This window comes from Microbulbifer sp. (assembly GCF_051659245.1).
In the GTDB taxonomy this organism is placed as follows: domain Bacteria; phylum Pseudomonadota; class Gammaproteobacteria; order Pseudomonadales; family Cellvibrionaceae; genus Microbulbifer.
Map to the genome: position 1 here is coordinate 1 of NZ_JBOFOC010000183.1, position 24,852 is coordinate 24,852.

Consider the following 24,852-nt stretch of genomic DNA (forward strand, 5'->3'; position numbering starts at 1 on the left):
CGCCCATTGTGAAAGGCGAGTATCTTGGCGGGAGTGAAAGATTTGTTGGTCAAAATAACCTTGAAGTCGAAACCATATTCATAGGGAGTAAACAGATCAAGCTGCACCGGGCCCTTGAACTGGATGCGAACCTGTTTGCGAATCGCGATAAATCGATGGCGACGATCCCATGATTCAGGTTTCCACAGCAACTCAAAGCTGTCACAGTCTTGGTTGACGGAATCCCATTTCCGGCGGCGCTCCACCTTCTCTTTCAGTGCAGCCAGACGCGCAAAGGGGACGGAGATAGTGTACTCGACATCTATCTCGTCGAGCATTTGTACAATGGCATCGCTGAAGAAGGCCCCGTCCATACGGGTTTCAATACGCACCCCGGGAAGTGACTGGCGCACTTGCTGGATACAGCTTTGGATAAACGCCTGGGCACCATTGGAATCATGGACGTTGCCGGAACGATGTAACACATCGAATACCTGCCCGGTCTGGGCGATGGTACAGAAGAGTGGGTAATAGCTGCGTTGGCCTTTCTTCTTGCGATTAAATCCGATGGCAGTGCCTTCGGCAAAGCGGCCAGTGCCAATGACTGAACCATCGAAGTCGAGGGTCACGGTGTTTAACTCCAGAGCGGTCAATCGATCCAGCACCATCTGCCGAAGTAGCTGTTGGAGAGCCGCTACGCTCGAGTCATCCACACCGGCCAGGGCACGGCTGATGGTGGCGACATCCGGGAGTCTTTTAAGACCGATTACCCGTTTAACGATCGGATCATCGGCGTAGAAGCGCGTATCGCGTAGCCGGCGAAATCCGATCAAGAAATGAACGATCAACAGCAAAATGATGCGCCCATAGCCAAAGATAGGGCTAACAGCTAAATGACGGAAGCACAGGCGCAAGCGCTCTCTGAGATCAAGGAGGGCGAAGAGGCGCTGAAAAATGACCAGGCCAGAGTAGGAAGTCAGTTGTTGATTTTCAAAACGCAATTTTGGAATACGATGGGATTTATAAATTGTGTCAGCCTTGCTACACTTCACGGCAAGCGGTCTCCGTTTTCGGTTATTGGTTTTGGTTTGCACCTCCAATTTTACCGGAAATGGCAGGCCGCTTTCTTGTCTTTGGGTAAATTTTCATGAAAAAAAATCAGCTTATTTTGCCTGTCGCAAGAGTTCACCGTCGGTGAAGTTCTCCGACAGCGCTTAAACGGCGTTAAACCCCTATATTTATAGCGTTATTGGTGCTAAATGCCGGAAATTTATGCAACATTGGGGTATAGAGAGCGGAAGGTATTAAAGGAAACCCTTCCCGTAAAAATGGTATGCGGAAGCATGTAATCAGGGTTTGAGTACTGATCGCCAGACGCAGGGAGGCTTGCCTGCATCCTTTATTTTTAAGCCTCGCCCCATAGATGTCGCTTGCGCCTGTAATGCTGCAATATCTGCTTGAGTACCAGATTTTGCCACGCTTCCATCTCTCGCACTTAAAAACTCCCTAAGAGCCTGTATATTTCCCCTCGCCAGGAACTCCCTGACAGCTTGTCTGGAAACTACACTATTCACTTAAATGAAGAACACTTAAAACCATCATATCTATTAAATGCATTGAAGCTTCTTTCCAGATTTGCATTAGTCATAAGATCATTAGGAACACAAATAATGTTTTGTGGTACCCCCCAATAGAGCACCTCTAACGATCCATCATCTAACTTTTGTAGAACAACAAAAATTTCTTCTTCACCCGTAACACTCTCTATATGACTTGCCGAAAGCTGAACTGTAACCTCTTTAGTGATATTCCCCTTGCCTTTTACAAGGGCTACAGATTCAAGCCTCACTTTATATTGATTAGCAACAAGAAGAGACTCACCTTCCAGCTTGCCAGAATCCTCTGATAACAGCGAAGCTGACTTCGGCGAACCTTTAATTAGTAACACCTCAGATATTTTTTCGACTGAAAGGCAGGATATCGAACTAAACAGCATTAAGAATCCAACTAAAAACCTAAAACAAAATCTCTGTTTCACTATCTGGCCCCCCTCAGAGTTCTCCAACGCCCAAGTTCTTCAGTATCAACCCGCCTATATTTATACTTTTGGGATATTCGCCCGACTTCCCAAATTTTCTTACCTCTCGCGCCAATCACAAAACTAGGCTTACCATAAGCTTTTACAGAACTGTGATCACCCGGGCCAGGCCTTTGCTCTAAACCTCGATAATGAACATGAGCAATCGCTGACGCGCCAGCGGTTCGAATCACTCCTCCTTGAGCCGGTAAAATACCAATATCTGTAACAATAACTTGCCCTTCTGAGTTTTGCGCCATCATCAGGAACTTTTCACCTATCACATTAATATTTGCTGACGCTGTTGCCTCGGAAACACCTTGAAGGAAATCAATATACGCATCGGGAGATACAACATCACCATTACTAGTCGCCTGACGGGCATTAACTTTAGCTGCCGCTTTTTTAACTTCGGAATTATTTTTAAACCCCTTATCCATAACAGGAGCGGTTTCCCAAATACCATCTTCTACAGCTTGCAAATATTCTTCTTGAGTAAGGTTTAAGCCGTAGCTATTTTTACCACTTTCGTTATTGAAACCAGAGCTGCTACCGGTCAGTTCAGCACTAGAGCCTGAGCCTGCACTTTCTTGGACATTGTCCCGCGCCCCAAGCGCCATCAAGTCGGCAGCCTGAGCAACCCCCTGCTCAAACTTCGCATGGTTAATGCCGTTACTGACCTTTTGCTCCTGCTTGTTCCCAGAGCCAGAGCTGTAATTGATAACTTTGGCCCCGGTCTGATCACAAGTCCCACGACTAATCCGTGAACCGGTACACGCATAGCCACTGGGATCTCTCCCTGCCAGTGGATTATTCAGAATATAGCTGTATGGGTTCAGCGACTGGGAGTTTCCCGGACTCTGGATTATCGGGTCTACGCTGAGGAACCGACCAAGGTTGTAATCATACGCCCGCCCATTCATATGGATCAACTCGACATCATCCAGATGCTCGTGATCCGTGAAGCCCCGGGTAGTGTACTGGCTGTCGAGCATACTGGACAGTTTGTCGGTGATATTGCCCAGCCGCGGCTTCCCAAATGGGTCGAAGCTGTGGGTTTCCAGCAGGTTGCCGCTTTGATCACCGATGGCCACTGTCGAGCCCAGACGGTCCCTATGGGTAAAGCCTATCTCGTGCGTGGTGTCGCTGGCTGTCTCTGTGGTGGTAACCACCGCTATGTCTTCAATGAAGTGCCGGTACTTGGTCTCTCCTTCCGTTGTAATCCTCTCGAACGTCTTGTCGATATAGACGGTGGTCTTGTTTGCAGTCTGGTTGATCTGCTTGTAGCGCTGTTGATTGGCACCATAGAAGAACCGCAGGTCGGCATTGCCTTTGGTGATCCGCGTGGGCTTGTTGTAGGCGTTGTACCAGATGTTCTGGGCGCCGTTCTCGTGGGTGCGGTTGCCGTTGTTGTCGTAGCCGTAGGTCCTGCTGCCTCCCCCTGTGAGCGTAACGCTCTTGACCGCGTTGGGGCCGCCGCTGCTGCCGGTGTAGCTGTAGCTGGTGGCGAAGTCGTCTTTCTTCAGCAGGTTGCCGACGGCGTCGTAGTCGTAGTCGATACCGGGGCCGTCGGTCCTGGTGCTGTAGTCGAGACGGTTTAGGGCGTCGTAGACATAGGTCTCGGTGTTCAGTGCGGGGGTGGCGCTGGGTAGCTGGACGGTCTTTTCCTGGAGGTTGCCGAAGTCATCATAGCCGTACGCGAGGGTCTGGTGGCTCTGCACCTGGCTGTCGAAGGCGGTACCGGCCATCTGGCCGGTTTCGGCGTGGAAGTCCCGGCCCAGGGTGTAGTGGCCGGCGGCGACGTTGGCAAATGCCCATTCGCCCCAGGGGTCCATCTGGGTGATTTCCCGGTAGGTGTAGCCGCTGGCGGCGTTGCTGGTGCGGAACCGGTAGCCGGTGTTGTTGTAGCTGTACCGCAGTGTGAGGCCGCTGGGGTAGGTCATTCCCTTGAGGCGGCCGTAGTTGGTGTCGTAGTGGTGGACGGTGAGGAAGTCCTCACCATCGATATGGGTGGTGACCTGGTCCGGGCGGCTGAGGGCGTCGTAGTGGTAGCTGCGGGTGAAGCCGCCGTCGCTTTTCTGCTCGGTGTGCGGCAGGCCTTTGCCGTTGGCGGCGGTGTCGTAAGTCCAGCTGGCTTCGGCCACGCCGTTGACGCTGCGGGTCTTTATACGGCCCAGGCGGTCGTAGATGTAGCTGGTGATGTCCAGGTTGCCGTCGGTTTCGGTTTCCACTTCACCGAAGCCGGTGTAGGTGAAGGACTTTGCGCCCATGTTGGGGTCGTCCACCCACTCTTTCTGGCCCAGGGCGTTGTATTTGGCGGTGATGCGGTTGGTGGCGGCGTCCTGCAGCACGATGGGATTGCCGGCGCCGTCGTAGGCGTACTCGGTGGTGCCATTGAGGGCGTCGACGGTCTGGATCAGTTGCTGCAGGCCGTTGTAGGTACGGCTCATGCTGCGGCCGTTGACCTGGATGTCGGTGGTGAAGCCGCTGCCCTGTTCGTGGGTGTAGCGGATAGCCAGTTGCTGGCCGTTGGTCTGGTCGACGGTTTTGTGCAGGGCTCGGCCGAGGGTGTCGTAGTCCGGGTAGCGGGTGCCGTAGCTGTTGGGACTGCTGGCGTAGTGGGGCACGGATTCGAAGGTGACCTGACCGAGTGTGTTGTACTCGGTTTTGGTCACTATCCAGTCGGTCCCGTCGAAGGTCTGGACTTCGACCTGGGTTACCCGACCGAGGCTGTCGTGGTAGGTGATTTTGTCCGGCGTGCCGGCTTGCTGGCGGATGGTTTTGTAGACGGCGTTCGGGGCGCTGTTGCAGGGGTTGCACCACTGCAGGGCCATATGCGTATCGGGAGCCATCTTGAAGCCGAGAGCACTGGGGGCGGTCTCGGTGATCACACGGCCGAAGGCGTCGTACTCGTAATCGGTGGTCAGGCCGTTGGCGTCGGTGACCGAGTCCGGTTTGCCGAATCGGGGGTTGGTGATGGTGGTCGCCGTGTGACCCAGGGCGTTCTTCACGGTCTTGGGGAAGTAGCCGTCGCTGCTGAAGGCGGTGGTTTCCACAGTGCGGGAGGCCGTCTCGCCCTCGGCGGTGGTGGTGACTTTGCTGGGCAGGCCGTGGCTGTTGTAGACGGTGTCCACCTGGGTCCATTTGCCGCTGGAGGGCGTGGTCTTGATCCGCCTGGGTTTGCGGGCGTTGTCGTCCCAGAGCAGGTAGTCCACCACCACCGATTGCTCCGCGTCGGTGCTGGCGGCGATGCTGACGCCGGACCGGTTCTGGATGGCGTGTTTGGTGATGGTCTGCTTCAGCGGCTTGTTGAGCCACCAGTTGGCCTGGTCCGCGGCCACATACCGGGTGTCCGTGGTGCTGGAGACGATATGGGTGCTGCCCGCCTCTTCGTAGCGGTTCTCCGCCAGCAGGACATTGCCCCACTGGTCGAAGCTGCGGGTCTGGGTCCGGGTGTACAGCTCGGTGCGCGTGCTGCCGGAACGGGTCAGGGTGCGGTGGACGGTTCGCTCTTCCTTGGGGCCGACGAAATAGGGATCGTTGGCGGCGACGGACCATTTGTCCGTCAAGGTGTCCACCACGACCGGAGAACCGTGGCTGCCTTTGGGCCAGAATTGCCATTCAAAGCTGCTCTCCTCGAAAGGCTGAATGCCGGAGCTGTCCGCGGTGCGGTCGCCAAGTTTCCATTTGCGCTGTTTGTGCAGCTTGCCGGCCAGGGGGAATATCTGGTGGAAATCGCTTTGCGTTTCGATATCGGCCGCGAGATCCTCCTCGATAATGCTGTGGAAACCCTGGAAGCCACGGCCTTTATTATTGAAGACAGCGCCCTTGTAGCGGTACTGCTTGCGGTTCAGGCCACCGACACCGTTAGACTGGCGGTGCTCGGCCACCACGTACATGCTGGAGGTGAACTCGAAGTGATCGTCCCGCACGGACGCCGGCAGGCTGTCCAGGTAGCCGCCGCGGTCGTAGAAGGGCTTGGCGGCGGAGTGGTAGCGGTCGTCGCGGGAGGACAGGGGGCGATAGTGCCATTCGTCGCGGAGGCCCAGGCCGTTCTCCACGGCGGTCAGCATGTCGGTGGGTTCGTAGCGTTCGTTGCCAGCTGCGGAACCGCGATTGCGATTCATATAGAAACCTTTAGGCTTGCCGGCCATTTCTCCGGTTTCGTTTTGCAACCAGCACTCTGTCCATTCCGATAAGATGTCGGGACAACCGTGCATGAAAACCAGGTCCGGGAGCCCATTGCCATAGGTATCCACTACTCTGGACTGATGCGCATGGCCAATAAAATCGGTATTAACGATCTGAGCCTTAAAAGTGCCATCGGGCTGTTCCGAGAATTTCAAGGCATTGAACCGGTAAATACTATGATCCCACTCCTCCGCGGGGATATTCTCGGGAATCAGCTGGCTGCCCGGTGTGGTATCGTAAAAACCATAGAGCTGGCTCCCGCAAAAATCTGTTAAGAAGCCATTGTGGTACAGCTTCAGGCAGCTCTCAACAAGGATATCACCGGGAAATATCAGTTCCGTCCTGCCGTCACCATCGACATCCATCTGTTTGAACGCCGAGGAGTAGCGGAGGGAATTGATTCCCCTGAGTTCAAAACCATCTACGGGGTATTTGTAATTCCTTGTGGCCAACTCATCCGACAGGCCGAGACTCACCCAGTCGCCATACTGTCTACCGCCCTTGTTCAGGCGATAATACAAGCCGCCGTACGCCCCACGCCAGTTCAACCAGTCCGGCAGTCCATCGCCATTGATATCGACAAAGTAGTAGAAATAATAGTCGCTTTGATTGCGAATATTCGGCAAGTCAGTACCTGTGGACACCTGATCAAAAGTGACCCCGCTGCCATTTTGTACAGCGTAGAGGATATGTGTGGGCCTGGGGTGAGGAGATGACACGTCTCCCACTTGCTCAAGGTTGATCACCGTGTCAGAGATCATGAGGTCAGGTAAGCCGTTCCCATCCATGTCTCCCATAAATTGGATACTTTTGGTGAGTAGCCTTGCATTCTGATCCCAGCCATAGGTGGCGACCAGGGTTCTCGTATTGTTATAGGGCGCACTGGGGTTGCCGGTGTGTAAATGCAGGTAGAGGTAATCTTCGCCCTGGGAGCCGGAATCCTTGAGCACAAATATATCAGGCCAACCATCGCCGTTGTAATCATCAGCATTAACGATACGGTCGTAGTCCACAAGCGCTATAGGTGTATCCTGCCAGTTGAGGTTGTTTCCGCCATTGGCGGACAGCGCTATTTGCAGTCTCCCATTGCGTTTTCTCCAGCCGTCTGTAATACCATCCTGGTTCATATCGATCTCGACACACTGGTGGCCGAACGCATACTGGTTGGCGTAGCAGCTCTCCGACTGCGCGGGGAAGGTACCCTTTAGCTCCCCCTCTGCCGATATAAAGTAACCGGGCCAGTCCCTGACGCCGTCGCCATTGAAATCGCCGCGCGGTTCTACGCCGGTGATCCACATTTTGTCCTGCAGGATGGGGGTAATGCCTTGGGAGGATTCCGTGTAGTTGGGTGATGCGTTGCGATGGCCAATCTTCTCAACCGCCGGCTGGCTTGTGGTCTCCGCCCATTCCAACTCTGTCGCCGGGTAACACTCGAAAGTTGAATTACTCAGCCCACACTCCGTTATGCTCTGCAGTAAGGAGCGGCTCGATAGGCTGCTAAGCAGGTAGCTCAGGCGATACTCACGCAGGGTTTCGCCAGCGAGATGGATTTTTATTGTACCCAACCGCTTGGTTTGCCGGGTAAGCCCACCGGCCAAATAACTCGATGACGGGTCCGGGCGCCTGCCGGCCTGGTAGACAAACTCGATGCGACGGTTTCCGTTGGTTGCGCCAGTCCCCGAATAGTAAATGTTGCTCAGTTGGTATTCGCCATTGCCAAAATGGGTATATTGATAATTGATGGAGTTTTGAGTGGAAGTTCGATCCTCCTCCCGCGAGACCGCCCAACTGAGTGTTTGTGCACGCCCCAAAGGCCTATGGCGGCTGTCAGTGCTAAGACCGTAATAGCGCTTGCGGCCATTGCGCAACTCCGCCGTAAATGAAGATGAACTACTGTTAATATGGCCGCTCTGGGTGATACGGGTAAAATCGTCCAGTTCCGTGCGATAGACAGCACCCGAATCACCATAGACGCCGCTGACCAGCTGCAAGCGCTGGCCGTCCAGGCAGAGCCGGTCTGTATCGCCGTTGTAGAGTACCGGTATCTTGTTACCGTCCTGTGCCAACGTCTGCGGACAGCGGGTGATAGCAGATCCCACATTCAGGCTCCATCCCATGCCCAAGACGCCATTGCCACCGCGGCTGGAATAGCTGAGGGCAACCTCGGGCTTAAGCCCGTTTCTGCCGGGCGGTGCGGTAACTGGAATCTGATAGCTCGCCGCCCCACCGGAAACACCGCCACTGCCGGCGACAGCGCCGACATACTCATGCACCGGCACCGTCGGGTTGCTGATCCCACTGTCTACGATTTCGAAACCGGAGCCGGCCACCTTGGCCCAGGCGGGTGCATTGGCTATAGGGTCTTCATAGTCATGGGTAACACTGATGATCGACGAGCAGTTTGGGGCCACAGCAAGGGCGTTACAGGCGCGGACCTCAAAGTCATACTCGCCATAGGAACTGACCTGTTGACTGGCGGCAGCATTGGTCGGGGCCTGCTGCCACGATTCACCGTTGACCCGGAACTCGTGACGCACGGCGTTTGTGGAAGGAGAAGATGTCCAGGCCAGGTTGATCGTTTGCCCGTTGCGGGTGGCAGACAGGTTACTCGGTGGTCTTGGTGGCGTGTTGACTGCTACCTGTTTCACCGGCGACGGGTTTCCGCAACCGTTGACATTACAGGCGCTCACCCGGAAACGATAGTCGCCCTCAACTCCCTGCCCCAGAGGAATTTCCCGATTCGGCGTGGATGTGGCAGGCAGGCTGCTGCTACCGGGCGCGGAGGTGCTAAAGGTGCTGCCGTTGAAACTCCATTCCAGCTTATAATGGCTTATTGTTGGGAAATTGCCAGTAACTGGTTGCCACTCCAGGTCAAATGTGCCCGCCTGAGTGGCACTGCTGGGATTGGTGGTAATCTCCCCTACTGGATTCGGAAGCTTTGCAACAGTGATCAACGCAGATGTGCGCCAATTGCCGTACGTTCTGAAACTGCCCGCCTGCGCATAGGCACGCACACGGTATCGATAGCTTCCCTCAGCCAAGCCATTGCTGCCACCAATATTTCTTGAATAGGTACCGCTACTGACGGTAGGACAGTTAACCGGGTTCGAATAATCCCAGGCTCCGTTGGTTTCCTGGCACCACTGGTATCCAGAAACAAGGGGAGGCGTGCTTGCTGCGCTCCATTTCAGTTTGAACTTGCCATTTCTGTCGATACTGCCCGCTTCCACGGTGCTGGCATCAAACCCGATGCTGGCAGGAACCTTGGGCTTGATAGCCACATTGACTGTATGGGTACCATCACTGTAGGTTTGCGTTGGCCCCCAGCCCCCACACTGGGGAGGAAACCCATCGATAATATTGGCACACTCGGCCTTGGTTATTTTTAATTCATAAGTGTAAACACCTGTACTACTTACCGAAATCGACCTGCTGCCGGAGTAGCCTGACACCGAGAAAGTGCGGTTTAGCGCACCATTTTTCCTTTCTTCAAGCTTCGCATCAGGAGACACGTAGAGAAAATTCGGATTAGATGACTTATTCCATGAATAGGAAATCGTATAGGTGCCGGTATTGCTTTTGTTTGGGCCAGAAACACTCGCCTGCAAAGATGCAGAGATAAACAGAAAACAAGCCCCGATAATTACGCTTAACCAATACATTCCACAGTCCCTGTACACTCAAACTCCAATTCTTTTTATCTATTCACTGTTATCCGAATTCACGCAATATTCTCATTCGAGCCATCGGCAGGTTTTGTTGAACTCCCGAACAGCTTTTCTACTGTGGGCACGATAAACCTGAGTACGGAAGGTTAACGACTCTCCACAGAATTGGAAGAGCTTTTTGATAACACGACCACTACAGATCGATAACAGATTCATCACACCACTGTCTTACCTGTATCAGCTGTCAACAGTCGTTGAAAATATCATCAATATGAACAAGAGACGGGCAGAAAAAAATTATCGGGCAATGAGTTTTTCACTCACATCCACCATCCGATTAGCAAACCCCCACTCGTTATCAAACCAGATCAAAACTTTAACCAAGTGACCACCGGCCCACCGGCCACCCGCGTCTGGCTCGCATCGACAATGCCGGAACGGGAGTCGTGGTTGAAGTCGCAGGAGGCGAGGGGTTCTTCGGTGTAGCCGAGGATTTCGGAGAACTGGTTTCCGCGGCGGATCTGAGCAGGGCGTCACACCTCACGGTCAGACGCCTATATCCTCATTCCAGAGTTCCGGTCTGGCTTCGATAAACGCTTTCATAAGCTCTTTACACTCGACACTGTCCGCGAGGGTCAGGTCAACGCCTCTCGATCGAAGATACTCTTCGGGGCCCTTGAAAGTCTTATTTTCGCCGATAACCACCTTGGGTATTCCGTAGAGAAGAATGGCGCCACTGCACATATCGCAGGGGGACAGGGTGGAGTAAAGCGTACACTTGCGGTACTCGGCCGCCGTCAGGCGGCCGGCGTTCTCGAGGCAATCCATTTCCGCGTGCAGTACGGCGCTTCCCTTTTGCACACGCTGGTTGTGGCCCCTGCCGATGATGTTTCCATCGCAGACGAGTACCGAGCCGATTGGAATGCCGCCCGCCGACAGCCCCTTCCTGGCCTCGTCGAGGGCCGACTGCATAAATTTGTCCATAATAGGAAGCCGTTTCTACATTGTTTCACTTTCCCAGGCCGGATTCCAAACCACTTCCCACAGGTGGCCGTCGGGGTCCTGAAAGTATCCGGCATAACCGCCCCAGAAGGTCGCCTGCGCCTTCTTGACGATTCCGGCCCCGGCCGCCCTGGCCTGTTCCATCGCGATATCCACCTCTTCTTTGCTGCCGACATTATGGCCGATGGTGAATTCCGTGGCACTGGGTCCGGCCTGGGGAATGGCCGCGTCGCGCGCGATATCGGCACGGGGAAAGAGCGCCAGCTTCACGCCGGCCTGCAGCTCGAAAAAAGCCACCCGGCCGTGCTCGAATTCCTCGCCGACGATGCCTTCCGTGGGCAGGCCCAGGCCGTCGCGATAGAAAGCGAGGGACCGCTCCAGGTTGTCCACGCCAATGGTCAGAACGGTAATACGCGGTTGCATGGAGATTCCTCCTGTTTTGTAACTACTCCCCCCCTGTAGGAGCGGCGGGGCGGCCATCCGCCCATGGCCGCGATCTGACTTCCTACGAGTACCGGAGTCCGATCGCGGCCATGGGCCGCTCCTACAGGCAATTATCGATGTTTGCGGGGTTAATCGCGCCACTGATATGGCGGAGCAACGGTGACTTCCGTGGCACTGCTCACACCGGTGGTGTCGTCATCCACCAAACCATAAAAGGTGTTTTGCGTTTTGCTGCCGGCAGTGACTTCAAGGTCGCCGATATAAACCGCGGAGCCGCTCACGGATGCGTTATTGGTAAACCAGCCCATAGGATAGAAGGTGGACAGCAATGTGGCGTTGTCGCTCACGTTGAAACTCGCCGGCCCGTGGTGGGGATTGGCTCGAACACCCAGGGTGGTCAGGGCGCCGACTGTGCCGCCGCTCACATTGCCGCTGATAATCGCCGCCTGGTCCTCGATGCGCGCATCGCCGCTCACATTCCCGCCCAGTACCTGGGCGTAGGGGCCGACGTATACCGAGTCGGGGATGCCGGAAACGACACAGCCACCGCCGTTGCTGTGGCGCTGGGTACCGGAGGGACAGGCGTCGCGGGTGCCGTTGGTAAAACCGTCCGGCCAGGCGCCCTGCACTTCCACCATATAGGGATAGCGGTAGATACTGGGATAGGGGGTGCCGTCCATGGGCTGCTCCCAGGTGATTTTCTGGTAGGCCGTGGGCGCGGCCAACACTACCAGGAAGACTTGTTCGCCGGGGGTGATGCAGAAGGACAGCTCGCTGTCGGTGCCACTCTGCAAACGGCTGTAGCGCGGATTGGCCAGATTGGAGTCCGTCGCCACCAGTCCCCAGCGCCAGCCGGAGTCGGCGCCGCTCTGGGTTACGCCACGGAAGCGGATGTCCACGCTCGCCGCGTTGTCTTCCGGCTTCAGTTGGATCACGTTGTAACCCCAGCGCTGCGGCGCCCAGTAATAGGGGGAGCTGAAGCGACGGTTCTGCTGCCAGTTGTCGTCCAGTGTTTCCAGTTGCGTTAGACGCAGCCTGCGCTGGCTGTAATTGGAATCGGTGTCGGTGATCGGACCGTAGGCGTTGCGGTAAACGGCGCCCTGGTCGGAACCGTCGGGATTCTGGTAATCCCAGGTCACGTTGTGCATGGCCCACTCGCCAAACAGGTCGTTGAGCTGCTCGATGCCCCAACCCTGGGTGTACATGAGTTTCTGCCAGGGATCGCGCTGACCCACCGGCGCTTCGCTGGTCCACATCTCGTGGATGGCACTGGGGCAGTGCTTGTCCTTGATATATTCAAAGATCTGCCAGTTGCAGTAGCGGTTGCGGGTGTTGCCGTAGTGCAGATGGCTGCTGTTTACCAGCATTTCCGAGCAGTGCGCGTCGTCTCGGAAAATCTGGTGTGGCATCCAGTTGGCGTGGCTCTCGTAGATCCCGCAGCCCTGGCCGCCGCATTCGGGGAAGGCCGGCGTCAGCGACTGCACGCCGTGCATGAATTCGTGGGCGAGCACCCAGGCATCATTGGCGGCAGACGGCCCGACCCACATACCCATGTAAGAGATGCCATTGCGGCCCCAGCCACCGCCCAAAAAGGGGAAGTCATTGTCGAAATGAATCGCCCCCTTCCACTTGGTCGCACTGTCGCAGTAGGGCTGGGGGAAACCGATGATCTCGCCGAAATAGTTGTCCCAGACCATTTCCAGGGTATCGGCGGCCTTCTGTGCGTCCTCTATCGTAATGTTTGTGCCGTCGGGCCAGTAGAATGCGAAATGCTCGCTCTCCAGTCGCAGTGGCGCGCCGGTCTCGCTGCCGTCCTTGGGCGCCTGCCACTCACCGCTGAGGCAGCTGAACTCAACCGGGCAGGAAGTGGCCCAGTCGGTTTTGCTGGTGCCGGCATCGCACGCCTGGGTCGAGCCCCCCGAGGAGCTGCTCGAGGACGAACCACTTGAGGAGGAAGAGCTACTTGAAGAAGAGGAACCGCTTGAGGAAGAAGAGCTGCTCGAACTGCTGCTGGAAGAGCTGCTGCCATCGTCATCGCTGCTTCCTCCGCCTCCGCCACAGGCGGCGAGCAGGGCTGTCAACAGCAGCACCGAAAACTTGCCCGTCACTCGGGCGAGTAAATCCGTTGTGCACTTGTCAAGCAGAGGCATTTTCTTTTTCCTTTGGTTTGATAGTGGGGAAGGAGTGGTATACCACTTTGACAATATCGGTAAGACCGACTTCATCACACTGAAGCGGGGATAATGAGTTTTCGCAGAAAAATGAGGAATTTAGCGCCTAATGTCGCCGATTTGTTCAGCGGGAAGCCGGGCGCAAACAATAGGGGATATCGGCCAATGAAACTGGGATTGTGAATATGGTGGGCGAGCAGGTTTTGTCAAACCGTAACTACTCACTCAAGGGAGCCTGCATTGGCTTAAGCGAGCCACCCTGTAGGAGCGGGGGCGGCCATCCGACGTGCCCGCGATCGGGCTCAGTTCGCGGGCATGGCCCGCTCCTACAGGGGACAGGGGTGAGCAGTTACGTCAAACCCTTTCCCGCCAGTCTTCCACTTTGAAAATATCGTTTTCAATAGTTACGCGGTATAACTGATCGAAGCCCTCTGCATACGCGGGCGGCTGAAGCCTGCCATAGGTCGCTCTGAGTCCCACCTCCGGTATACGCTCCCTCCCTTCCCGTAGGGCATTTCTTTGCAGGCATTCCTCCAGGCCGACAGCAAAGTAATAACCCACGACCTCGAAGCGGTACTTCTTGAAGTCGCGGATATATCTCCGCCGGCACTCTCGGGTCGGGTTCGTATTGTCAATCACTACTGGTTGCTTCGCTTCCAGACAAGCACTGAACAGGATTTTCTCCCTGTGCCGAGTCCTCAGCATGTCCAGGTTCAGACGGATATGAGTTCGGTAGAACTTTTCGAGATAGAAGGAGGATTTGCCACTGGCCTGCAGGCCGATCAACATTATGCCTTTCATAAGTGGAAGCTCTCCTTTGCCAGCACTCGTTTTCCGCAAGTTACCATAGCATGGCGAAATCACTTGCAGATAACCTTGTAGGAGCGGCCGCTCCTACAGATATTTCCGGTCAGTCCAGCCCCCAATGGCACTCAGTTAAGCGTAATTGGCCCGATGTAGGGTGGATGAGCGAAGCGCATCCACCACTCCAGCAGCCGGCTTCTGGTGGATGCGCTTCGCTTATCCACCCTACAAAAATGCCCGGCCCCCTTAACTTAGCGGCATTCAGTCCAGCTCCTTATCTGACCATACCGCAAATTCATTGCCGCACGGCTCGGTGAAATGAAAGCGCCTGCCGCCCGGAAAGGAAAATATGGGCTTTACTATCTCGCCGCCGGCTTTGGTTACTTTCTCCAGCGTGCTTTCCAAATCGCTGCTGTAGAAAACCAGCAACGCTGCTCCATTCTCCGTCGACGAATTCATATCCGCCTTGAAGAAACCACCATCGAGTCCCTGATTGGAGAACGCCGTATATTCGGGACCGTAGTCTACAAAAGTCCAGCTAAAGGCCTTTTCAAAGAAGGCTTTTGTTTCGGGCAAATCCTCTGACGGAAACTCCACATAATTGAGCTTTTCGTGTTTGTTCATAAGTTACTTCCTATCCTGGTACGCGTCTTATACGGGCAATGGATAAGGCAACAAAAACAGGTGCAGGGTATTCACGCCCCAATGGGCCAGCACACAGGCCCAAAAGTTGCGGCGCAGATACCAGAGCATTGCGTAGCAGAATCCGGCGAAAGCCACCAGGCTCAACGCCACTGGCGAGGCCGCCCAACCGGTGTGTAGAAAGGTAAATATTGCTGTTACCAACAACACCACTATCCAGCGCCAGCGCCCAAACAGCTCCTCCGTGCCCCGCTGCAGCACCCAGCGGAAGAAGCCCTCCTCGCTAATGCACACCACCAGCAGATTGATCAGGGCGGCAACGGCGACGGCAATATCGAACTTTGGCGACAGGCCAATCACTGCCCATCCACAGAGAAACGGAAGAACACTGGCGGTGGCGATATAGGGAAAGTCGCTCCGCTTTAGCCAGCAGCGCTGCCGCACCATAAATGCAACCACCGCTATCGCGATAACCGCCTTGCCCGGGTTGAAGCTGGTGTAGATGGTGTTGCCCGCAGCGTCGCTGTAGCTTGGCGGCAGTTCAATACGCGCTCCGCCAGGCAGGATGCCCAGGGCGGCGACCAACATCAGCAGCGCGGCAATCAGGTAACCGAGCGCACGCTTCCAGCCGCTGTGGGCTTCGATTGCACAGAGGGAAAGCCAAATAAATGGCGCGGCGGCACCGATAGGGCCGAAGGGAATGGCGCAGAGCAACAACAGCGCGGCCGGCAGCAGATAATTATAGCCGAGGCGCTTCAGGCCGAACGCCCCTTGGTGATATTCAGTCCTTTGCTCGAGGGACATCACGTCCTGCCTGTCGGTTGCGAATTCAGCCGTTGAAGGTGGCGCGCATGGACCGGTAAGTCAGCTTCATTTTTGCCGGGTCCAGTGGCGCACTGAAAAAGGCGTGGTAGTGGCCGCGGGGATTGATCAGTACCACCTGGGAGCCGTGGTCGATGGTGTACTGGCCATCCTCGAGCGGCACTTTGTTGAAGGGCACGTTGAGCTGGTTGGCAAAGCGCTTGAGGTCGAGGAATTCACCGGTGACTCCGCGAAAGTCCTCGTTGAAGTAGCGCACATAGTCGTGCAGCTTTTCGGGGGTATCGCGCTTGGGGTCCACGGAAACCAGCAGGATATCGGTGTCCGCGCGGGTCTCCTCGTCCAGGGACTGGTAGAAGCTGTCGAGGGTGGCCAGGGTGGTGGGGCAGATGTCCGGGCAATGGGTGAAGCCGAAGAACACCAGTGTCCAGCGGCCGCCCAGATCCTCGGCAGTGCGGAATACTCCGCCGCTGTCCGCCAACAGCTCGAACTCGTCAAGTATTCGCGGGCGCTCCAGTTTCACCGCGCCATTGGCGCGCAGCTCGGAATCAGTGATCACCCGCGGCTGGTTCAATTTGTGCAGGAAACCGGCGAGTACGGCGAGCATAAACAGCACCAATACCGCGACGGTTAGAAGGATACCGCGCTTTTGCTCCGCTGTAGGTTCATTGGCCATGGGATTACACCGCAATCAAATAGTGGTCCAGCAACATGATGCAGAAGAGCGCCATCAGGTAGATGATGGAGTACTTGAAGGTCTCCATACCCGCGTTAGGATTTTTGTCCCTCAACATTTCCACCGCCCAGTAGACAAAACCCAGCCCCAGCACCACGGCGCCGAGGAGATAGAGCCAGCCGAGCATCGCCGTGGCGAAGGGCAGCAGGCTGACGGCTAACAAAACGAAGGTATAGAGCAGGATATGCAGCTTGGTGTAAGCGACGCCGTGGGTCACCGGCAGCATGGGGATATCCGCCTTGGCGTATTCCTCACGCCTGTGCACCGCCAGTGCCCAGAAATGCGGCGGCGTCCAGGCAAAAATGATCAGTACCAGCAGCAGGCCGTGGCCGTGCAGATCACCCGTAACCGCTGTCCAGCCCAGCAGTGGCGGCGCGGCGCCGGCGATGCCGCCGATCACGATATTCTGCGGCGTGGCGCGCTTCAAAAACATGGTGTAGACAACCGCATAGCCGAGCAGGGAAACCAGGGTCAGCCAGGCGGTGAGCGCGTTCACGAACGCGAGCAGGATATACATGCCGGCGCAACCGAGCAGCAGTGCGAAGACCAGCGCCTTTTGCGGTTCGACCCGCCCCCGCGCCACCGGACGGTTGCTGGTGCGCGCCATCTTGAGATCGATATGCCGGTCCACCAGGTGATTGACCGTCGCCGCGCTTCCGGCGCAGAGGGCTATACCCAGGTTGCCGAGTATCAGGATATCCAGCGGCACCATACCCGGCACCGCCAGCAGCATGCCGATCACCGACGTGAGGATCATCAGCATCACCACCCGCGGCTTGGTGAGTTCGTAGTAGTCGCGCCAGCTGGCGCGACTCATTGCGGCGGTTTGTAGACTCATGGTTTCACCTCGTTATTATCTTCCAGCTACCTGCATTGGCTTGAGCAAGCCACCCTGTAGGAGCGGCGGGGCGGCCATCCGACATGCCCGTGATCGGGTTCTGTTCGCGGGCATGGCCCGCTCCTACAGGGGTGAGCAGTTATCTTCCAGGTTGGGTGGCCCGCTCGGCGAAGCCTCCGACGATGGTGAGCCCCTCCGCTGGGCAACCGCGTAGGCAACTCCCAGACACTCCATTTTCATAGGCCTCCCGCCAAAGCAGTTTCGTGCTCACCCGCCTTTTCGAAAGAACTCTCTCTTGCACCCGCAGCCTGTGCCGTCTGAATCCGATAGCAGAATGTCAGCAACCCGAGCAGCAACAGGGCCGCGCCGGCGTTGTGGGCAACGGCGATCGGCAGCGGCAGGAACATCACCACGTTGGCGATACCCAGGCAGACCTGCAGGACCAGGACGCCGGCCAGACCGACGGCCCAGCGGCGCGAACCGGCGCGCCAGGCGAGGGCCGACAGGGTGAGTACCAACAGGCTTACAACCAGCGCTCCGATTCTGTGCGTGATATGTATCGCGGTGCGCGCATCGCTTTCCAGCGCGCCGCCGAGATAATTGGGGCCTATCTGCTGGGCGAGATCGAAACCTTTCCGGAAATCGGTCTGCGGCCACCACTGGCCGTGGCAGGTGGGGAAGTCTGCGCAGGCCAGCGCGGCATAATTGGAGCTGGTCCATCCGCCGAGGGCGATTTGCAGCACAACCGCAACCACGGCGACAAATGCCAGGGGGCGGATTTTCTGCAGCATGCGGAATTCGTGCACGGGAATGGTACGGCCCTCATTTGGGGGAGAGTTGCGCAACCGTTCCACGATCAGCCACAGCATGGAGAGTGTGGCCATGCCGCCGAGGAGGTGCGCGGTAACCACCTGCGGCCAGAGTTTCAGGGTGACCGTCCACATGCCGAAAGCGGCCTGCAGCAGTATCAGCGCCAGCAGGATATGGATCTGTATAAAAGCACGCTGGCCGCGGCGGCGCCAGGCCATGACCGTGAGCCCGCCCACAAGCAGCAGCAGCATGCCGGCGAAATAGCGATGTACCATTTCCGGCCAGGTTTTTCCTGTTTCTACCGGGGCGTGGGGGAAAGCGGCGTTGGCGGCTTCGATTTCGTGATGTTCAGCGGGCCAGGTCAGATGTCCGTAGCAGCCGGGCCAGTCCGGGCAACCGAGACCGGCATCCGCCAGGCGGGTGAAGGCCCCCAGCACCACTACCACCACCGCCAGGGCCGTGCCGGCGAGGGCCAGACGCAGGCGCCAGTCGGGCCTTGCGGCTTGGGTGGGGTCCGTCGCGAAATTGTGCATGCTTCTCTCCCGGTTACTTCTTGTGACGCGCCTCCTTGTGCGTCTCCCTTAGGGGGCAGCCCGCAAATAGACCTGCCTATTTGTCGTAGGAGTACTTCAACAGCCGCTTGATATCCTTCAACAGCTGATTACCGTTGTGGTGATTGTCGTACACCATCATGGCGAAACCCTGCTGGTCTACCAGCAGGGTGCTGGCCCGTTCCAGGCGGGGGCGATTAGTATCGCGCAATAACCCATCCAGTGCCGCCGATTCCTGCACAGCGAAACGCAGACGTGGATGCTGTTCCCGCAACTCGGCGCGACGTTCCTCGCTCAGAGGGATGGCGCTGACCAGCAGCCGCTCCACCCTGTCCGCCTTTTCTCCCAGGCGGATATGGACCTGCCGGGTGGTGTAGAGCAGCTTCTCACACTCCGCCGCACAGTCGCCACCGGGAAGGATCAGGTAGCGCCACTTGGGGCTTTCCGAGAGGAGATCGAGGGGCGCACCACCGGGCTCCAACAGCGGCAGATGCTCGATACTGCGGGGGGGCTGGAGCAGTTCTCCCTGGTTGACCGTGCCCTCGGGCATGCCGACGCCGGTGCGGAAAACGATATAGGCGGCGAGCATCGGCAACGCCACCGAGGCGATCACGGAAACGGCCTGGAAGCGGCCGGCACCGGTAGGCTTTTCTTCTGTGGCTGGGTTGTCGTTGTTGTTCACAGTGGTTTACCTCTAATCGCTGTCCGCCTGTGGGCAGGCTCTATATTTTTTGCGCAGCTTCCGCGGCAGGTTCGTGGCGGCGAAGAGCCACAATAACAGCAGCGCGGCCGCCATGGCGAACCACTGTACCGCGTAGGCGGTGTGGCGCTGGGGCGGGCTGTTGACCAGTTGCCAGCCGGTCACCAGCGCGGTATCGGAATCGGCGCTCAGGCGGACGGACCAGGCGGGCCGTGCCAGCGCCAGTTCCCTGCCCAGGGCGCGATTCGCGCTCTGGACCCGCGGCCCGGCGGGCACTTCGCCGGTATCATCGAGCGGATACAGAAAGCCGGTGATCACTTTGGCCACCCGCGGCCAGGCAACTTCCGGCAACTGCCCGCGGTCCGCACCCGCGGGCACCCAGCCGCGGTTGACCAGCCAGCGCTCTTTCCCGGAGACGAACAGCTGCAGGATTTCATAGCCGACGCGGCCGTTGCGGGTGCGGTTGTCCAGGTAGCGGATCTCATCGCGGTAGTAACCCGACAGGCGCACCGGCATATAGGCCTGTAGTGCGTCCAGCCCGGCGGGCTCCCGCGGCTGCGCGGACAGGCGCGCGTCGATGGCCGCATTCAGCTGCGCCTTTTCCTCCGCGCGCTGCAGCTGCCACAGGCCCAATCCCAGCAACACCGGTAGCAGCAGGCCGCTCAGCAGGGTGAGAGGCCAGTTGTGAATCAGTGCTACACTGGCCGTCTTCGCTTGCGCTGCGGGGGGGTGTACCGTCATGCCGATCTTCTACAACAAGTGGCGAATAATAATATGTGGCTGAAAATCGTTATTGTGTTTTTGTTTCTCGCGGTGCTGGCCAGCCTGTCCAGCGCGCTGTTTTTCCTGCTCCGCGACATGGGCGCACCGCAGTCGAAGCGCACCCTCTACGCCCTGGGTATCCGCATTACCATGGCGGCGCTGTTGCTGCTGGCCATCTGGTATGGCTTTGACAGCGGAATCCTTTCCAATACTGCGCCCTGGGCGGATAAATATTAAGTCATTCTCTCTGTAGGAGCGGGCCATGCCCGCGATTGCCCTTTGCCAAATTCACCGCCGATCGCGGGCATGGCGGATGGCCGCCCCGCCGCTCCTACAACGATCGTCAGGCACCGAGTACGTAGACGAAAATAAACAGGCCCACCCAGACCACGTCCACAAAGTGCCAGTACCAGCTGGCCGCTTCGAAACCGAAATGATCGTCCGGCTTGAAGTGCTGGGCGATCACCGAGCGCAGCAACATAATCAGCAACATGATGGTACCCATGGTCACATGGGCGCCGTGAAAGCCGGTCAGCATGAAGAAGGTGGTGCCGTAGATACCGGACTCCAGGGTCAGGCCCAGGTGCTTGTAAGCCTCGTAATATTCCTCTGCCTGGAAGAACAGGAAGAGTGCACCCAGGGCAACGGTGGCGGTGAGCCACAGGTTAAAACCGGTGCGCTTGTTCTTCTTCAGGAACACATGGGCAATATGCACGGTGACGCTGGAGGCGAGCAGGATTACCGTGTTGATCAGCGGCAGGTGCCAGGGATCGATGATACCTTTCGGACCGACAAACCGGGCCGCGTCGCCGTGGGCGGCGGCGTCCGGAGTCACCATCAGCGGCCAGGTGTTTTCGAAACCCTGCCACAGCATATTGGAGCTTCCGCGATCGCCCTCGCCGCCCAGCCAGGGCAGCGCGAAAGTGCGGATATAGTAAAGGGCTCCGAAGAAGGCGGCGAAGAACATCACCTCGGAAAAAATAAACCAGCCCATGCCCCAAACATAGGAGCGCTTCAGCTGCTCACTGTTCAGGCCGGCCATATTTTCCTTGATGACCGCGGAAAACCAGAACCAGAGCACCGTCGCCATGGCCAGGGCGCCGGCGAAGAAAATATAGGCGCTGCCGCCGTTGATCCAACTGGCGGCACCGAAGGCGGTCATAAACATACCGATGGTGGCGAATATGGGCAGCCGGGACTGCTCGGGCACATAGTAGCTGCTTTCACTGGCCATAGTTTTTTATCCCTCTCGCTGGGGGTCGGATTTGTTGTTATTGCCTGGAACCTGAATCTGTGGTTTCAGGGCGAATGAAGCCGAAGATTCAGGTTTAACTCTTTCCGTGACATCGAACAGCGTATAGGAAAGGGTGATGGTATTGACGCTCGGCGGCAGGTCCGGATCGACGATAAAGCGCAGCGGCAATTCCGCGTTCTCCCCCGCCTTGAGTAGCTGCTGGTTGAAGCAGAAGCACTCCGTTTTGTGAAAATACGCCGCGGCCTTGAAGGGCACCAGGCTCGGTATCGCCTGGCCGATCATGTCCCGGCCGGTGGGATTCGCGGCCAGGAAGACGGTGTCCATCGCCTCTCCCGGGTGTACCTTCATTGAAACCACACTGGGCTTGAAGCTCCAGGGCATGCTTTCGTTGTTGCTGGCAACGAACTGCACGGTGACCAGCCTGCTGTTGTCCACCGCCGCGGGTACCGCCTCGTAGCGGCCGCCGGTCTTGCCGTTGAGGCCGGTAACCTCGCAAAAGGCGTCGTACAGCGGCGGCATTATGAAAACGGCGAACACCAGCATGCCGGCGGCGAGCGCCAGCATCTGGACAGTTACTTTTGCGTTTTCACTCCACCGCATCGATCACAGCCCCGTCAACGCACGGCCGGCGGTGTGCTGAAGGTGTGGTAGGGAGCGGGCGAAGGCACCGTCCACTCCAGCCCCTCCGGGTTCTCCCAGACCTTGTCGGTGGCTTTACTGCCGCCCTGCACCGTGCGAACCACATTGAACAGGAACACGAGCTGCGCGGCGCCGAACAGGAAGGCGCCCACGCTGGCGATCTGGTTGAAGTCGGCAAACTGCAGCGCGTAATCGGGAATCCGCCGCGGCATGCCGGCGAGGCCGACGAAATGCATGGGGAAGAAGGTCAGGTTGAGGCCGGCGAATGCCAGCCAGAAGTGCACCTTGCCCATGGTCTCGTTGTACATGTTGCCGGTCCACTTGGGCAGCCAGTAGTAAACCCCGGCGGTGATCGAGAAGATGGCGCCGGGCACCAGCACATAGTGGAAATGGGCCACCACGAAATAGGTGTCGTGGTACTGGAAGTCCGCCGGTGCGATCGCCAGCATCAGCCCGGAGAATCCGCCGATGGTAAACAGAATCACAAAGGCTATCGAAAACAGCATCGGTGTCTCGAAGCTCATGGAGCCGCGGAACATGGTGCTGACCCAGTTGAACACCTTCACCCCGGTGGGCACGGCGATCAGCATGGTGGCGTACATGAAGAACAGCTCGCCGGCAATCGGCATGCCCACGGTGAACATATGGTGCGCCCACACAATAAAGCTCAGGAATGCGATGGATGCGGTGGCGTACACCATGGAGCTGTAGCCGAACAGCGGCTTGCGCGCGAAGGTGGGAATGATCGCCGACACGATACCGAACGCCGGCAGGATCATGATGTACACCTCCGGGTGGCCGAAGAACCAGAACACATGCTGGAACAGCACCGGGTCGCCACCGCCGGCGGCACTGAAGAAGCTGGTACCGAAGTGGATATCCATCAGCATCATGGTCACCACGCCGGCCAGTACCGGCATCACCGCGATCAGCAGGTAGGCGGTGATCAGCCATGTCCACACGAACAGCGGCATCTTCATCAGGGTCATGCCCGGCGCGCGCATGTTGAGGATGGTGGCGATGATATTGATCGCGCCCATAATCGAACTGGCACCCATGATATGAATGGAGAAGATGAAGAAGGTCACGCTCGGCGGCGCATACTCGGTGGACAGCGGAGCGTAGAAAGTCCAGCCGAAGTTGGGCGCGCCGCCCTCCATGAACAGCGTGGAGACGAGCATCGCGAAGGCGAAGGGCAGAATCCAGAAGCTCCAGTTGTTCATGCGCGGCAGCGCCATGTCCGGAGCGCCGACCATCATCGGAATCATCCAGTTGGCGAGGCCGACGAAGGCCGGCATCACCGCGCCGAACACCATGATCAGGCCGTGCATGGTGGTCATCTGGTTGAAGAATTCCGGCTGCACGATTTGCAGGCCGGGCTCGAACAGCTCGGCGCGGATCACCAGCGCCATGCAGCCGCCGAGCAGGAACATCGCGAAGCTGAACCACAGGTACATGCTGCCGATGTCCTTGTGGTTGGTCGTGTAGAGCCACCGCTTGAATCCAGGTTGAGGACCGTGTGCCATACTGAATTTCCTCTCCGCGCTTACTGCTTATTCTTAAAATTGAGAATGTCGATGGGCTGAACCGTATCGCCCATATTGTTGCCGAAGGCGTTGCGCTGGTAGGTGATCACCGCCGCCAGGTCCACCTCGGAGAGCTGTTCGCCGAACGCCTGCATCGCCGGGTTTTTCTTCGAACCGTTGATCACAATATCCAGGTGGCCGTCCAGCGGCCCGGTGGCGAACTTGGAACCGGCGATGGCCGGGAAGGCGCCGGGCACCCCCTGGCCGTTGGGCTGGTGACAGGCGGCACAGGTGCGGTTGTAGGCCTTCTCACCCTGGGCGTAGAGTTCGTCGAAGGTGAAAGTCTTCTCGGTGAGTTCCCTGGCCTTGGCCGCGGCCTCGGCGCGTTCGCCCAACCAAGCGGTGTATTCCGCCTCCGGTACCGCCCTGACCACGATGGGCATAAAGCCATGGTCCTTGCCGCAGAGTTCAGCGCACTGGCCACGGTAGATGCCGGGCTCTTCGATGCGGGTCCAGGCCTCGTTGATAAAGCCGGGGATGGCGTCTCTTTTCACCGCCAGCTCCGGTACCCACCAGGCGTGGATTACGTCGTTGGCGGTGAGCAAAAACCGGATTTTCTTACCCACCGGCACCACCAGCGGCTCGTCCACTTCCAGCAGGTAGTCCGGGCCTTTCGGCAGCTGGTTGTCGATCTGTGCGCGGGGGGTGGAGAGGTTGGAGAAGAAAGAGACATCGGAGCCCAGGTAGTCGTATTTCCACTTCCACTGGTAGCCGGTGACCATGATATCCAGGTCGGCTTCCCCGGTGTCGTAGATATCGTAGAGGGTCTTGGTGGCAGGGACGGCCATAGCGACCAAGATCAGGGTGGGAATGATGGTCCACACCAGTTCGACCGCGGTGCTCTCGTGAAACTGCGACGCCTGAAAGCCCTTGCTTTTGCGGTGGCGCCACATGCTGTAGAACATCACCCCGAACACCGCAATGCCTATCAGCACGCAGATCCAGAAGATCAGCATGTGCAGGTCGTAGGTGGTACGGGATACCTCAGTTACTCCCTGGGTCATATTGACCCCCCAGCGCTCCGCCCCCTCTTCCGCCAGCGCGAAATGGGCCGGAACCGAGGTGGCCAGCAAGGCGAACAGCCGATTGAAGCCTCTCAACATCGCCTACAGATCTCCGTGTGTTGCGAGTCTCCGCGAGGAAACTCGTTATTCTTATCTTCAGCCGTCGGACGTTAC

19 protein-coding genes and 1 pseudogene are annotated in these 24,852 nt (G+C 57.5%); 1 reads left to right on the forward strand and 19 read right to left on the reverse strand.

Features of this window, described 5'->3' with window-relative positions; all coding sequences use genetic code 11:
- The 15 genes and pseudogenes from ACRC0P_RS17310 to ACRC0P_RS17380 form a co-directional block, all read right to left on the reverse strand.
- A partial coding sequence (locus tag ACRC0P_RS17310) for a transposase (protein WP_438632551.1) occupies nt 1-1,073 on the reverse strand: 1,073 nt, incomplete at its 3' end.
- Between the two features lie 476 nt (nt 1,074-1,549).
- A complete protein-coding gene (locus ACRC0P_RS17315; protein ID WP_438632552.1) occupies nt 1,550-2,017 on the reverse strand; it encodes a hypothetical protein in 468 nt (155 codons plus the stop codon).
- Nucleotides 2,017-9,909 carry an RHS repeat-associated core domain-containing protein gene (locus ACRC0P_RS17320; RefSeq protein WP_438632553.1) on the reverse strand — a complete coding sequence of 2,631 codons (7,893 nt, stop codon included), beginning with the start codon at nt 9,907-9,909 and terminating at the stop codon, nt 2,017-2,019. The genes ACRC0P_RS17315 and ACRC0P_RS17320 overlap by 1 nt, the downstream gene beginning before the upstream one ends.
- A 303-nt stretch (nt 9,910-10,212) precedes the next feature.
- Nucleotides 10,213-10,409: pseudogene (locus tag ACRC0P_RS17325) on the reverse strand (hypothetical protein); the annotation flags it as partial.
- Nucleotides 10,410-10,461: 52 nt separating this feature from the next.
- Nucleotides 10,462-10,899: a nucleoside deaminase gene (locus ACRC0P_RS17330; protein WP_438632554.1), complete on the reverse strand. Its 438-nt coding sequence runs from the start codon at nt 10,897-10,899 to the stop codon at nt 10,462-10,464.
- 15 nt (nt 10,900-10,914) lie between these two features.
- Nucleotides 10,915-11,340, reverse strand: coding sequence for a VOC family protein (locus ACRC0P_RS17335; protein WP_438632555.1), 426 nt, complete (start codon nt 11,338-11,340; stop codon nt 10,915-10,917).
- Between the two features lie 149 nt (nt 11,341-11,489).
- Nucleotides 11,490-13,469, reverse strand: a complete 1,980-nt coding sequence (locus tag ACRC0P_RS17340) for a DUF6055 domain-containing protein (protein ID WP_438632556.1) — start codon at nt 13,467-13,469, stop codon at nt 11,490-11,492.
- A gap of 417 nt (nt 13,470-13,886) precedes the next feature.
- Nucleotides 13,887-14,321 (reverse strand): AAA family ATPase, encoded by a 435-nt coding sequence (locus tag ACRC0P_RS17345; RefSeq protein WP_438632557.1) that lies wholly within the window; start codon nt 14,319-14,321, stop codon nt 13,887-13,889.
- Nucleotides 14,322-14,597: 276 nt separating this feature from the next.
- Nucleotides 14,598-14,960 carry a VOC family protein gene (locus ACRC0P_RS17350; protein ID WP_438632558.1) on the reverse strand — a complete coding sequence of 121 codons (363 nt, stop codon included), beginning with the start codon at nt 14,958-14,960 and terminating at the stop codon, nt 14,598-14,600.
- Nucleotides 14,961-14,987: 27 nt separating this feature from the next.
- Nucleotides 14,988-15,782, reverse strand: coding sequence for a lysostaphin resistance A-like protein (locus ACRC0P_RS17355; protein WP_438632559.1), 795 nt, complete (start codon nt 15,780-15,782; stop codon nt 14,988-14,990).
- Between the two features lie 25 nt (nt 15,783-15,807).
- A complete protein-coding gene (locus tag ACRC0P_RS17360; protein ID WP_438632560.1) occupies nt 15,808-16,473 on the reverse strand; it encodes an SCO family protein in 666 nt (221 codons plus the stop codon).
- A gap of 4 nt (nt 16,474-16,477) precedes the next feature.
- Nucleotides 16,478-17,371, reverse strand: coding sequence for a heme o synthase (cyoE, locus tag ACRC0P_RS17365; RefSeq protein ID WP_438632561.1), 894 nt, complete (start codon nt 17,369-17,371; stop codon nt 16,478-16,480).
- Between the two features lie 236 nt (nt 17,372-17,607).
- Complete coding sequence (locus ACRC0P_RS17370; protein WP_438632562.1) at nt 17,608-18,714, reverse strand: COX15/CtaA family protein; 1,107 nt, start codon at nt 18,712-18,714, stop codon at nt 17,608-17,610.
- 76 nt (nt 18,715-18,790) lie between these two features.
- On the reverse strand, nt 18,791-19,414 hold the full coding sequence (locus tag ACRC0P_RS17375; protein WP_438632563.1) for a hypothetical protein: 624 nt from the start codon (nt 19,412-19,414) through the stop codon (nt 18,791-18,793).
- Between the two features lie 12 nt (nt 19,415-19,426).
- Nucleotides 19,427-20,173, reverse strand: coding sequence for an SURF1 family protein (locus ACRC0P_RS17380; RefSeq protein WP_438632564.1), 747 nt, complete (start codon nt 20,171-20,173; stop codon nt 19,427-19,429).
- A gap of 33 nt (nt 20,174-20,206) precedes the next feature.
- Here ACRC0P_RS17380 and ACRC0P_RS17385 point away from each other — a divergent pair, with 33 nt between their 5' ends.
- Nucleotides 20,207-20,431 (forward strand): DUF2909 domain-containing protein, encoded by a 225-nt coding sequence (locus ACRC0P_RS17385; RefSeq protein WP_438632565.1) that lies wholly within the window; start codon nt 20,207-20,209, stop codon nt 20,429-20,431.
- Nucleotides 20,432-20,537: 106 nt separating this feature from the next.
- Here ACRC0P_RS17385 and ACRC0P_RS17390 read toward each other — a convergent pair whose 3' ends face one another.
- Genes ACRC0P_RS17390 through coxB form a run of 4 tightly spaced genes read right to left on the reverse strand, consistent with a single transcriptional unit; the run spans nt 20,538 to nt 24,777 of the window.
- On the reverse strand, nt 20,538-21,428 hold the full coding sequence (locus ACRC0P_RS17390; protein ID WP_438632566.1) for a cytochrome c oxidase subunit 3: 891 nt from the start codon (nt 21,426-21,428) through the stop codon (nt 20,538-20,540).
- A gap of 6 nt (nt 21,429-21,434) precedes the next feature.
- A complete protein-coding gene (locus ACRC0P_RS17395; protein ID WP_438632567.1) occupies nt 21,435-22,049 on the reverse strand; it encodes a cytochrome c oxidase assembly protein in 615 nt (204 codons plus the stop codon).
- A gap of 14 nt (nt 22,050-22,063) precedes the next feature.
- Nucleotides 22,064-23,614: a cytochrome c oxidase subunit I gene (ctaD, locus tag ACRC0P_RS17400; RefSeq protein WP_438632568.1), complete on the reverse strand. Its 1,551-nt coding sequence runs from the start codon at nt 23,612-23,614 to the stop codon at nt 22,064-22,066.
- Nucleotides 23,615-23,634: 20 nt separating this feature from the next.
- On the reverse strand, nt 23,635-24,777 hold the full coding sequence (gene coxB, locus ACRC0P_RS17405; RefSeq protein ID WP_438632569.1) for a cytochrome c oxidase subunit II: 1,143 nt from the start codon (nt 24,775-24,777) through the stop codon (nt 23,635-23,637).
- Nucleotides 24,778-24,852 lie beyond the last annotated feature (75 nt).

Excerpts from the sequence above, each read along its gene's own strand:
- ACRC0P_RS17320 (WP_438632553.1), bottom strand. The coding sequence starts at position 9,909 with ATGTATTGGTTAAGCGTAATTATCGGGGCTTGTTTTCTGTTTATCTCT.
- ACRC0P_RS17330 (WP_438632554.1), bottom strand. The coding sequence starts at position 10,899 with ATGGACAAATTTATGCAGTCGGCCCTCGACGAGGCCAGGAAGGGGCTG.
- ACRC0P_RS17335 (WP_438632555.1), bottom strand. The coding sequence starts at position 11,340 with ATGCAACCGCGTATTACCGTTCTGACCATTGGCGTGGACAACCTGGAG.
- ACRC0P_RS17345 (WP_438632557.1), bottom strand. The coding sequence starts at position 14,321 with ATGTTGATCGGCCTGCAGGCCAGTGGCAAATCCTCCTTCTATCTCGAA.
- ACRC0P_RS17350 (WP_438632558.1), bottom strand. The coding sequence starts at position 14,960 with ATGAACAAACACGAAAAGCTCAATTATGTGGAGTTTCCGTCAGAGGAT.
- ACRC0P_RS17355 (WP_438632559.1), bottom strand. The coding sequence starts at position 15,782 with ATGTCCCTCGAGCAAAGGACTGAATATCACCAAGGGGCGTTCGGCCTG.
- ACRC0P_RS17360 (WP_438632560.1), bottom strand. The coding sequence starts at position 16,473 with ATGGCCAATGAACCTACAGCGGAGCAAAAGCGCGGTATCCTTCTAACC.
- cyoE (WP_438632561.1), bottom strand. The coding sequence starts at position 17,371 with ATGAGTCTACAAACCGCCGCAATGAGTCGCGCCAGCTGGCGCGACTAC.
- ACRC0P_RS17370 (WP_438632562.1), bottom strand. The coding sequence starts at position 18,714 with ATGCACAATTTCGCGACGGACCCCACCCAAGCCGCAAGGCCCGACTGG.
- ACRC0P_RS17380 (WP_438632564.1), bottom strand. The coding sequence starts at position 20,173 with ATGACGGTACACCCCCCCGCAGCGCAAGCGAAGACGGCCAGTGTAGCA.
- ACRC0P_RS17385 (WP_438632565.1), top strand. The coding sequence starts at position 20,207 with ATGTGGCTGAAAATCGTTATTGTGTTTTTGTTTCTCGCGGTGCTGGCC.
- ACRC0P_RS17390 (WP_438632566.1), bottom strand. The coding sequence starts at position 21,428 with ATGGCCAGTGAAAGCAGCTACTATGTGCCCGAGCAGTCCCGGCTGCCC.
- ACRC0P_RS17395 (WP_438632567.1), bottom strand. The coding sequence starts at position 22,049 with ATGCGGTGGAGTGAAAACGCAAAAGTAACTGTCCAGATGCTGGCGCTC.
- ctaD (WP_438632568.1), bottom strand. The coding sequence starts at position 23,614 with ATGGCACACGGTCCTCAACCTGGATTCAAGCGGTGGCTCTACACGACC.
- coxB (WP_438632569.1), bottom strand. The coding sequence starts at position 24,777 with ATGTTGAGAGGCTTCAATCGGCTGTTCGCCTTGCTGGCCACCTCGGTT.